The following is an 11892-nucleotide window of genomic DNA, read 5'->3' as shown; positions in this document are numbered from 1 at the left end:
GAAATCACCATTAAGGTGATTTCCCTTTTATTATTATTTAAAATGACCATAAGGTAATGAAACTTAAAATGAATAATGCTGCGAAATAAATCGTTAGTAAAGCCTTATACTGATACATTAATGCCAGATAATCTCTAATTAACGCTACTTCAAAGAAATGATAGGGTGTTCGACTTCCTAGTCCTTTAAATTTTAAATTAAATTTTTGACCAAATCTAAGCGCACGTAGTATGTGGAATTGGCTTGTGACACAAATCATTTTGGCATTTCTGGAAATATGATTGGTAAGTAATAACTTAGTATATTTTATATTTTCATATGTGCTGGTAGAATGATTTTCCATTACTATATGGTGTTGCGGTACACCATTAGCAATTAAATAACGTTGCATGGCTAACGCTTCAGATATTGGTTCGTCTGGTCCTTGACCACCACTTACAATGACTTGTGCAGTGGGATTGAACTGGAATAATTTAAGCGCACAGTCTAGACGGTCTTTTAACATAGGTGTTACTTCTTCTGTGAAAATACCAGCACCTAATATTAATATAGCATCGCAGCGTTGTTTAACTGATACATCAGCGTAACTTGAAGACCATACCGTATAACAAATTAAAGCGAATAATGCACTGAAACTTACTGCAGCTAACCATAAAAATACAAAGTTGAAAAATAATGGTATCAAGCTAATATAAGTACAGGCCAATATAAAGATACAAAGTTTGATCACAATGGTGTACAATCTACGAAGAAATAATTTGCTATTATCGCTTTTGAACAAGTGTCGGTGTTTAATATGTAATAAAACACCGCCTATAATAATTGTTATGATTAAATCTAAAGGAAAAGTGTCTTTCCAGACATGATAGGCGATGCTTATAAAACCTATGATGACTACAGTGATATAAGCATTCAAAGAGATAAAGTATTGTTGACCTAAAGTTAAACTAATAAAAATTAAAACAATAGCAATACAGAGTATAATTGTTGGTAAGTACATCTTGCACCTCGATTGATTAATTTATCATTAATGTAGAGTATTCATTAGAAATAAGCAACTAGAAGTCCTTATTGCTTTATATTAAAATTTTTAAACAGTGTATTATAAATAAAAAATAAAGTTTATATGTTAACCATTATTCTTATAATGCTTTATTACAACCTTATTTATTGATATTATATAATTAACATATTTAGGTGAGAGTGAACACTTTTAAAAGGACAAAGCTAGTTTGGGGTGCGAGGTTTATGGTTAAAAATATAAGAAGTCATATAGAATTTATGGGTGGGTTTTTAGATGACATTAATACTTTGTTAGCTAAATTACTTAAAGATTTAAGAGTAGAATATAACATCTCTAAAGAACAAGAAAATGTTATAATGATGTTAGATAATGAAAAAGCTTTAACGTTAACAAAAATTACAGAAAGACAAGATGTTAATAAAGCCGCAGTAAGTCGTAGAATTAAAAAACTTATTCAATCAGGCTTAGTAGAATGGGATAAAACAGAAGCGCATTTAGATCAAAGATTAAAATACATTAAGTTAACTGACAAAGGGAAACAATTCAGTAATGAATGTAAATCTATTATTAGTAATATCGTAAGTGATATGTTGTATGACTTATCTGAAGAACAAATCGAACAAGCGCGTTATGTCTTAGAAATCATTGATGACCGGTTAAAAAACTTTAATGTTAATAGTTAGAAGTGAATAAAGGTGAGCTCAATGATTAAAAAGTTGAGCTTCTTTTTTATATAAAAAGCACCGGAGCAATTAATTACATTGATTGCTCCGGTGCTTCATTATTGTTTATTACTGTTTTCAATAACGAATAAGCTTATTGATTGTTATCTTTATATTTGAATGGCCACCAGTTCCCTTTACCGAATGATTTTGCAACTGCTGGAATAAATAATGGTAACATTAATAAATTGTAAATGATTAAACCAAGTATAACGACTGTTGCAATTTCCATTAGTGTCATTGCACCTGATGCATATAATGCTGCTACAGTACCAATAAGAATAATACATGCAGTCATTATAACTTTACCCATTTTACGCATAGCGATTTGTAATGCTTCGTTAATTCCTAAGGAAGCTTCTTCGCTGAAGCGGTTGACTAGGAATATAGCATAATCAACACCGAGTGCCATTAATACTACGAAACTAAAGAATGGTACTACGAGTAATAATCCACCCATATGCAACATGTTGCCAAAGATGATATTACTAATTCCTATTGAAGCGTAGTAAGTAATTAATATTGAAGCAATCATGTAGATAGGCATAATAATTGAGCGTTGGAATATTAATAACACTACAAATAAGAATATTGATATTAATATGATTGCTTTATTCATATCATGGTCGATTGTGTCTTGTAAGTCATTATTTTGCGAAGACATGCCACCATATTCAATTTTACTATCTTTAAATGATGTTCCTTTGACTTGGTTATCTACTGTTTTATGAATTGTATCGACAGTATTCATTGCTTTATTAGAGAATGGATCATCTTTTAAATCAATATTTAAAAGCACGATTTTACCGTTATCTTCACTATATTGATCAACTGATTTTTTCAAATCTCCATCGCTTAGCATGTCATTTGTAATGTACATACCTGATTTTTTGATATTTTCATCTTTAGACATGTCTTTCATTCTTTGTTGAATTTTAGATTGGCCATCTTGAACTTGAGAAATACCATTCTGAGATTGTTCAAGTCCTTGAGACAATTGACCAGCCTGCTGCGTCACTTTTTGGTTTGAACCTTGTGGGTCTTGGCTACCTTGTTGCATCAATCCTTGAACTTGTTGGCTATCTTTTAATGGTGATACTTGTGAGTTCATTTCATTAAGGCCATTGTTGACGTCACTCAAACCATTGTTGGCTTTACCAAGTTGTTTTTGCATTTCATTTAGCTGATAAGTGGCACCAAGTTGTTTGATAGGTGTACCGGTTGGGCGAGTGATTGTACTTACTGAATCAACGCCTTTAATTTTGTTAATAGATTTAGATAATGACTCAAGATCATTAACACCTTTACTATTAGTTAATTTGCTGTCGGATTTAATCGCTACTTGAACTGGGAAAGCTTCACCGACACTGAAATCATTTTTAATAACATTGATGGCTTTTATTGAGTCGTATTTATCACTAATTTCATTAGTATTGTCGTAAGTAATGTTATTAGGCGAGAAGAAAATAAGCGGCACCATAATTACGAATACGATTACTAATGCTACGAATGGTCGTTTAGTAGTGAAGTTTGCTAATTTACCCCACAACTTACTATCTGCATGACCAGCAGCATTTTTACTTGGCCAAAATACTTTGTCTCCAATGAGTGCTAGGAGTGTAGGTAATAACGTAAACAAAATAATCATTAAACATAAAACGCCGACTGCAATACCAACGGCAGATTTAAATAAGCTAAATTTAACGAAGAATAATGCACCAAAGCCAACTAATACAGTAATGGCACAAATTAATATCGTACGTCCGCCATTTTTAAAAGTATTTAAAACCGCATCGAAATTAGCTTGGTCTTTACCTAATTCTTCCTTATATCTATTAAGTAATAAAATACAATAGTCAGTACCAATACCGAATAATAGGGCGACTAAAAATGATTGAATATAAATAGACACAGGAAAATCAAAGTATTTAACTAATAGTGCGAGAATTCCTTGTGCAAAAACATATGATAGTCCTACAAATAATAATGGAACGAAAGGCGTTACAACAGAACGGAAGACGAAGAATAAAATCACTAGTATGAGTATTACTGTGATGATTTCAGTAGCTTGTAATCCCTTCTCTACACTTTTGTTAATATCGTCATGAATAATGTCGTTACCAGTTAAATAAACATTTTTAAAATTTGGATTTATTTTCTGGATATCTTCTTTAGCGTCTAAAGTTTTGTTTTTATTGTCAGAAGACACAATAGGTATCATGATAGATTTTTTATTATCTGAAACAAGTTTGTTTTCAGTATCTTTAGAGTCAAAAGGTGAAATAACACTTTCTACGCCATTTACTTTTTTAACTTTATCTACATAATCGTTGATATCTTTTTTAGATGAACTGTCTAACTTATGATTCAGTTTGATTACGGCACTCATACTATTTGAATCAGCGCCAACATCTTTTAACATTTGCTTGTACTGTTGTGAAGTCGTATCATTCGGTGGCACGATATCCCCTTTATCACTAGCTAGTTTTGAAAGGTTGGGTGCAAATACAATTGAACAAGCAATCGCTATCACAACTATAATGGAAATCAGCCATCTAAATTTTAATATTGATTTCATAATAGCCTCCTAGAAATTTTTTTACTAAAATAGTATAGCATTATGGTTGATACATGTCAACTAATAGTGGGCGATAATAATTTTTTACAAATGTTGGAATAGACGCGTATATTAAATGTAAGAGGAAAATCCATATAATAAGATTTGAAGATATTCATATACGAGTTTTATTTTCATTAATGTTGAAACTAATCCTTGCATATAAGTTTAATTAAAAATATGATATTATAGTAAAATAGTTGTAAAATTTTTTAGTAAGAGGTGATATAAATGCCCAAGTGCCCAAATTGTGGAACAGAGGTACATCATGAAGACAAAGTGTGCCCAAATTGTGGACATGATTTATTAAATCGGCAATCAAGAAATAATCGACAGAAAGCTTCAAATACAAACGTTCGCAAAATTATCCCATGGGGAATTGCATTTTTTATCATCGTGTTAATTATTATTATTTTCTTCTTATTAAAGAATTTTAACTCGCCTGAAGCGCAATCTGAATTATTAATCAATGCAATTGATAATAATGATACGCAAAAGTTATCGACCGTACTAAGTACGCAAAATAACAATGTTGATGAAGACGAAGCTAAGGCATATATCAAATATATTAAAAACGAAATTGGCATGAAAAACTTCACTAAAGATGTTAGAACAAAAATAGCTTCTTTAAATGAGAGTGACGACCAACTTTCTAAATATGTGACAGCACGTAACGGAGAAAAGATTTTAAAAATAACTAAAAATGGTCGCAGATATTTAATATTTAATAATATGAATTTTACTGCGCCAACAAAAGAGGCAATTGTTAAACCTAAATTTGATGCCAAATACAAATTTAGATCTAATGATAAGCAACGTACTATTGAAGCACCTAAAGATAAAACAACTTCCTTAGGTAAATTTATCCCAGGAAATTATAGTATAGATGCTAAGCGAACTACAGATAACGGACAGTTTAGTGGTAAATTAAAATTTAACTTTAACAATAGTAACAATGAAACTGTGGACGTGTCTGAAAACTTCGATGAGGCATATTTACGTATAAACTTATCTGGCGCCGACAAACTTGACGACGATACTATTAAAGTAAAAATTAATGATAAAACATATGACTATGATGAATCGAAAGCATATGGACCTTATCCTAAAAATGAACAAATTAAAGTTTCTGCGAGTGGTGAAGCGAAGAAGAAAGGCTTTAAATCTAGCGAAACAACGATTCAACCAGATAGCTTAAAAGATAATACAAATGTTAAGGTACCTTTCGATAAAGATAAAATAGAAGACTATGTTAAGAAGAAAGAAAAAGAAGAAAACAGCTTCCGTTCTAAAATAACAAATTTTTTTAGTAATTACACAACAGCCTTGAATACTGCATATGGTCAAAGCGATTTTAATATCGTCTCTAATTATTTGAAGAAAGATTCAGCTAATTATAAATCGACCAAGAGTGCTATAAGTTCACAAAGTTATAGTGCGATGCAAGTGCCTCAAATATCAGAAATTATTAAAGTTGGTAATAAATTTTATGTAATTGGTTATGGCATAAAAAAAGATGGTCAATACGGCGAAGTTAAATATACGCTAGAGGGCAATGACAACGGAAATGATTTAAAAGTTACTAATTACACGGAGTAATAAAATATTTCAGCAAACACTTAAAATATTTTATTAATAAGGAAGTTAATAGGAATGCTACTAGAATAAGCGCGAACATGAATAACATAATTTTTATTTTAGTTACTATAATGGTAGATGGGAGCGGGACAAAATTCTTATTTTTATAAAAATTTTGTAGTTACACTCCATCAAGAATGGCTAAAGTTGAAAGCAGCTTAATATAAATGCATTTTCAATTTAATCATAAAATCACATACTATCAATATAAAACCAAAATTAGATAGTTTAGCTTTGTAACGATTTGTATCGTGCTGACGCCTAGGGGAAGCGTATGAGTGAGAGGCTACAGGCTCGAACCATACTATCCTAAATCAAGGCAAGTATGCACGACAAAATCGTATTATATTAAAATCGAGCCTGAAGACAAAATTAAGTTTATGTCTCAGGCTCACTTTCTTATGATTAGGCAATTACTTATATAATTAAATAGATACTTTAATGTGATTAGTGTTACTATTTAAATAATACATAAAAAAGTTTATTTTAGGAGTTAAATAAATGAAAAATTACGAACAAACTTCAAAACCTTCTATATTATTTATCGTTATATTAGGTGCGTTAACAGCAATAGGTGCTTTATCTATTGATATGTTTTTGCCAGGCTTACCTCAATTGCGTTCGGATTTCAGTACGACAACTTCAAATGCTCAGCTTACGCTGTCATTGTTTATGATAGGCTTGGCTCTTGGCAATTTATTCATCGGGCCGATATCAGATGCCTTAGGGAGAAAAAAGCCGCTTATCATTGCCATGGTCATTTTTGCAATAGCAAGTATAGCTATCGTTTTTACTACTAATATATGGTTAATGGTAATGTTAAGATTTATTCAAGGCTTCTGTGGTGGTGCAGGTGCAGTCATTTCCCGTGCGATTTCAAGTGACTTATATAGTGGGAAACAACTGACTAAGTTTTTAGCCGTGCTAATGTTAGTGAATGGTATTGCTCCTGTAATAGCACCAACGCTTGGTGGGATTATCTTGTCTTTTTCTACGTGGCGAATGGTATTTGTAATATTGACGATATTTGGTGTTTGTATGGTAGTTGGCTCGTTGTTCAAAATTAATGAATCATTACCTATTGAACGTAGAGACCAAGCACATATAGGTGCTATTTTTAAAAACTTCAGCCTGTTAGTAGTAAAACCTAAGTTTGTATTACCGATGTTAATTCAAGGTTTTACATTTATTATGTTATTTAGTTATATCTCAGCATCACCGTTCATTACACAACGTATTTATCATTTGTCAGCATTACATTTCAGTTGGATGTTTGCTGGCGTGGGCATTACACTTATTTTTTCAAGTCAGCTCACTGGTAAACTTGTAGACTATATTAATCAACAAACATTATTAAGAGCGTTAACTGTTGTTCAAATTATTGGCGTTATATGGGTGACTATAACGTTAATCTCACATTTGCCTATCATTGTACTCATTATTGGGTTTATTATTTTAGTGGCACCAGTTACCGGCGTAGCTACTTTAGCATTTTCAATTGCGATGAATGAGAGGACGGGGGGCAGTGGGAGTGCTTCAAGTTTGCTTGGATTAGTACAGTCTCTATTTGGAGGGTTAGTTACTCCGTTAGTAGGTTTAGCTGGTGAAACGAGCGCTATACCTTATATAATTATTATTTGTATGAGTGGTGTTATCTTAGTTATCTTACAAATTTTTAATTATTTTGCTTTTCGCAACACAGTACAATAAAAAAGACTACAAGCGCTGTTGAATTATGGTCAGTTATGCTTGTAATCTTTTTCTTTAATTATAATAGTAAATGGCTAGCGTTGTAGTTTAATTGTATTTGCTAATAAGATTTGTGCAAGAGAATCGACTGATTCTTCGCAGTTTTCACGAATCCAAAAATAAACAATACCTAATTGTCCACCAATAGTATAAATTACAAATTGCTTTTTATTTTTTACAGAGCTACGTGCTTCGATGATATCTTTATATGCATCTTTAGTTACTATCATATATTCAGAGAATAGATTTTTATTTGGGTGTGTGACCATAATCGCATGGAAATAGCCATAGTTGCGTTTAATGTAAGTTAATATGATTTTGAAAAATTTATATAATTTCACATGGTTACTTGGTGCATTTTCTAAACTCGTATCAAATGATTTCAACAAAGCTTTGTATTTAGTTAAATGATATTTTTGAATTTGCGTAATTAAGTCATATTTATCAAGAAAATAATCATAAAACGTTGTTCTATTTACATTACTATAGGCACACACCATTTTAATAGTAATTTCTTCAAAAGGATATTCCTCAAGCAGTATTATCATATTGCGTATAATTCTATATTTCGCCTTTTGTCTCATTCGTTACACCTACATTAATATTTCATTATCGTTTCTTTGCCGACACTTTTTTTTTAAGTGTTGGTATTTTTTTGTTTCCCATCTCTCTATAATAGATAAAGTGAAATTTAAAAGCAAATAGGAGGAAACAATAATGAAAAAAATGATATTAATTAATGTCATTACTATTGTAGTTCTTGTAATTATTGGTGTCGTTGGCTTCCATTTTTACAATCAAGCTACAAGCTATGTATCGACAGACAACGCTAAAGTTGATGGCGACCAAATTAAAATCTCTGCACCTGCGTCAGGTGAATTGAAATCTTTCGATGCGAAAGAAAATGACGACATGAAAAAAGGTGACAAAGTTGCTTCAATCGCTGCTAAAAGCGAAAGTGGCGGTGCACCTCAATCTATGGACATAAAAATGCCTAAAGACGGTACAATCGTAAAAACTGATGGCATGAAAGGTTCAGTAGCTCAAGCTGGATCACCAATTGCTTATGCTTATAATTTAGATGATTTAAATGTAACTGCAAACGTTGACGAAAAAGACATTGCAGATGTAGAAAAAGGTAAAGACGTTGACATTAAAGTTGATGGTGAAAATGCAAACCTTAAAGGTAAAGTTAAGCAAGTAGGTAAAGCAACTGCTTCAAGCTTTTCAATGATGCCTTCTTCTAATAGTGATGGTAACTATACTAAAGTTTCTCAAGTAGTACCTGTTAAAATCAAATTAGATTCAAAACCATCTAAAAATGTTGTTCCAGGAATGAACGCTGAAGTTAAAATTCATAAAAACTAAGGGGGTCTATAAATGACAGCGACCTTCATTATAATTTATGTAGTCATAGCGATCATTCTTGTCGGGTTGTTAAACTTGTTTATTTCAAAAAAAGGCAAGAAATCAACTAAAAGACAACTGGAACAAAAAAATTATAACAATGATTCGTCGAGTCAAAGTTATCAATCTAAATTTAACATAAGAGACAAAGATGATACGGCAGAGTCCAATAAATTATCTAACACTGATTCTACAGAGAAAGCAGCAGCTTCTGTAGATAATGAAGAAACTCAATCATTTACTTCTGATTCTGCACAAGAAGCTTCTAATGACGGTGGTCAAGAAGATAGTGCGCAAGATTCAGATTTTGATAATATTAATCCTAATTCAGAAGAAGCTAGGGTTAACGAAAAATTAAAAAAAGAACATAGTTCATTTATGTTTGGTAAAGGCACTACACAAATGAAAGTGCTATTGGCAATGATTTTTGGTATGTTTATTGCGATTTTAAACCAAACATTGTTAAATGTTGCCTTACCTAAAATTAATACAGACTTTAATATTTCAGCAAATACTGGGCAATGGTTGATGACAGGTTTCATGCTTGTTAACGGAATTTTAATTCCAATCAGTGCCTTCCTATTCAATAAATACTCATATCGTAAATTGTTCTTAGTTGCGATGGCGTTATTTACAATAGGTTCACTTGTTTGTGGTGTTTCCGGGTCCTTCACAATTATGATGGTTGGACGTGTATTACAAGCTATTGGTGCTGGTATATTAATGCCTTTAGGTACTAACGTGTTTATGACTATTTTCCCACCAGAAAAACGTGGTGCGGCGATGGGTACACTAGGTATTGCAATGATATTAGCGCCAGCTATTGGGCCAACATTATCAGGTTATATCGTTGAAAACTATCACTGGAACGTAATGTTCTATGGCATGTTCGTGATCGGTTTAATTTCATTATTAATCTCATATATTTGGTTCCGTGTATATCAAGTTACAAGTAATCCTAAAGCTGATATTCCTGGTATTATCTTTAGTACTATCGGTTTCGGTGCTTTATTATATGGATTCAGTGAAGCTGGTAACAAAAGTTGGACTTCACCAGTAATTATCGTGTCATTCATTATTGGTGTTATCTTTATCATTGCTTTTGTTATTCGTGAATTAACTATGCGTATACCAATGCTTAACTTAGAAGTATTGAAATATTCAGGTTTCACGTTAACAACTGTTATAAATATGATTGTTACAATGAGTTTATTTGGTGGTATGATTTTATTACCATTATATTTACAAAACTTAAGAGGCTTCACACCTGTCCAATCGGGTCTACTGCTCTTACCAGGAGCTTTAATAATGGGTGTCATGGGGCCAATCGCAGGACGCTTACTTGATGCTATCGGTATTAAACCATTAGCGATTATAGGTACTGCGATTATGACTTATGCAACATACGAATTGACTAAACTTAATATGAATACCACTTATGGTCATTTAATGTTAATTTATATCGTACGTTCATTTGGTATGAGTTTCATCATGATGCCTATTATGACGGCTGGTATGAACTCATTGCCATTACGTTTAATCCCTCATGGTAATGCATTATCAAATACATTGAGACAATTAGCAGGTTCGATTGGTACGGCAATACTAGTTACGGTTATGTCTAACCAAACAACACAATATTCTGCTACTTATGCACAAGATTTAGATAAAACGAGCCCATTCCTTAAAGATCATTTACAACAAATGGCTCAAGCAATGGGTGGAGAACAAATGGCTACTAAGCAAATCTTAGAATTCGTTCAAAAACTTGCTTCTATTAACGGTGTTAATAGCGCATTCTTAGTTGCGACTGGATTAAGCTTACTTGCATTTATCTTAAGTTTATTCTTAAAAGGCAAAGAGCATTATATTTCTAGAGAAAAATAATTGTAAAATATCCTAAAAATTTTAAGAAGCATTGTTATAATAGTGAGATAACGATGCTTCTTTTTTTGTAAAAAAAAGTACTGCACGACTGACAGTACTTTCATGTTTCAATTATTGAATTGTATTAATGCGTTTACGCTTATTTCTAAAGAATAGACTAATAAATAGTAATGCCATACTACATATTAATAAGATTAATGCATTATTAATTGCATCAGCTTGTGTTAGTACTTGATCTGGGTTAATAGAAACATAATATTGACTTAAACTATTTGCGATTCGTTTAGCAATATTTTGTAGAATAATTGAAAAACCAAAAGTTATCACTAACATAATAATTAAAGTGAAAATATTAATTATTTTTAGTACGATACGATTAAAAATAATGGTTAATACTGATAATACTAAACTTACAATTGTTGCTATAAAAAAGATATCAAAGATTAGAATAAGTGAATCTATGCGTGACTGTAGGTTTTCGATATTATCAATGTTGATATCGAGATTGGATACATTATTTAAAGTATCCTGAAAGTGACTTAATTGATGAAACGTTATCGGTTTATTAACTATTGCTAGATTAAAAACAGGCTGCTTATACATACTATAACCAGTTATCGCTGTTAAAATGAGCACAATAATGTGAATAATAAGGTTAAACCAAGAAAATCGTTTTTTTCCTAATTTTTGACCTCTATGCATTGGTGCACTTGTCAATGTGTGTTCAAAGTTTTTGAATCTATGATTTTGTTCTACCATGGCGACTCCTTTCAATAAAAACAGGTATATTTTTTAAGTTTAAAATTATTATGTTAGTATTTAAATAATAATGTTCCATTGATTATTAT

Annotated in this window: 9 protein-coding genes; 5 read left to right on the top strand and 4 right to left on the bottom strand. The window is 31.6% G+C overall.

The genetic code is table 11. The features are described from left to right. Positions 1 to 37: 37 nt before the first annotated feature. On the bottom strand, positions 38 to 1000 hold the full coding sequence (locus RPL90_RS02915; RefSeq protein WP_313544199.1) for a YdcF family protein: 963 nt from the start codon (positions 998 to 1000) through the stop codon (positions 38 to 40). 248 nt (positions 1001 to 1248) lie between these two features. On the opposite strand from RPL90_RS02915, the gene RPL90_RS02910 reads away from it, so the two are divergent. Next, positions 1249 to 1707 (top strand): MarR family winged helix-turn-helix transcriptional regulator, encoded by a 459-nt coding sequence (locus RPL90_RS02910; protein WP_313544182.1) that lies wholly within the window; start codon positions 1249 to 1251, stop codon positions 1705 to 1707. A 133-nt stretch (positions 1708 to 1840) separates the two neighbouring features. Here RPL90_RS02910 and RPL90_RS02905 read toward each other — a convergent pair whose 3' ends face one another. After that, on the bottom strand, positions 1841 to 4324 hold the full coding sequence (locus RPL90_RS02905) for an MMPL family transporter (protein ID WP_313544143.1): 2484 nt from the start codon (positions 4322 to 4324) through the stop codon (positions 1841 to 1843). 270 nt (positions 4325 to 4594) lie between these two features. On the opposite strand from RPL90_RS02905, the gene RPL90_RS02900 reads away from it, so the two are divergent. Further along, the gene (locus RPL90_RS02900; RefSeq protein ID WP_313544125.1) at positions 4595 to 5962 is read left to right on the top strand and encodes a TcaA NTF2-like domain-containing protein; all 1368 of its coding nucleotides are present in this window, start codon (positions 4595 to 4597) and stop codon (positions 5960 to 5962) included. A gap of 540 nt (positions 5963 to 6502) precedes the next feature. Continuing rightward, positions 6503 to 7711: a multidrug effflux MFS transporter gene (locus RPL90_RS02895; RefSeq protein WP_313544110.1), complete on the top strand. Its 1209-nt coding sequence runs from the start codon at positions 6503 to 6505 to the stop codon at positions 7709 to 7711. Positions 7712 to 7785: 74 nt separating this feature from the next. Here the strand turns inward: RPL90_RS02895 and RPL90_RS02890 are convergent, their stop codons facing one another. Next, positions 7786 to 8334, bottom strand: coding sequence for a TetR/AcrR family transcriptional regulator (locus RPL90_RS02890; protein ID WP_313544073.1), 549 nt, complete (start codon positions 8332 to 8334; stop codon positions 7786 to 7788). A 133-nt stretch (positions 8335 to 8467) separates the two neighbouring features. Between RPL90_RS02890 and RPL90_RS02885 the strand changes: the two genes are divergently transcribed. After that, positions 8468 to 9118 carry an HlyD family secretion protein gene (locus RPL90_RS02885; RefSeq protein ID WP_313544060.1) on the top strand — a complete coding sequence of 217 codons (651 nt, stop codon included), beginning with the start codon at positions 8468 to 8470 and terminating at the stop codon, positions 9116 to 9118. A gap of 12 nt (positions 9119 to 9130) precedes the next feature. Further along, positions 9131 to 11044, top strand: coding sequence for a DHA2 family efflux MFS transporter permease subunit (locus tag RPL90_RS02880; protein ID WP_313544044.1), 1914 nt, complete (start codon positions 9131 to 9133; stop codon positions 11042 to 11044). Between the two features lie 111 nt (positions 11045 to 11155). On the opposite strand, the gene RPL90_RS02875 is transcribed toward RPL90_RS02880, so the two are convergent. Next, positions 11156 to 11803 (bottom strand): hypothetical protein, encoded by a 648-nt coding sequence (locus RPL90_RS02875; RefSeq protein ID WP_313544005.1) that lies wholly within the window; start codon positions 11801 to 11803, stop codon positions 11156 to 11158. Positions 11804 to 11892 lie beyond the last annotated feature (89 nt).

Origin of the sequence: Staphylococcus kloosii, from assembly GCF_032139365.1 — a bacterium.
Taxonomy (GTDB): domain Bacteria; phylum Bacillota; class Bacilli; order Staphylococcales; family Staphylococcaceae; genus Staphylococcus; species Staphylococcus kloosii_A.
The sequence above is the reverse complement of the archived record's forward strand: the minus strand, read 5'-3'. Positions and strand labels throughout refer to the sequence as shown.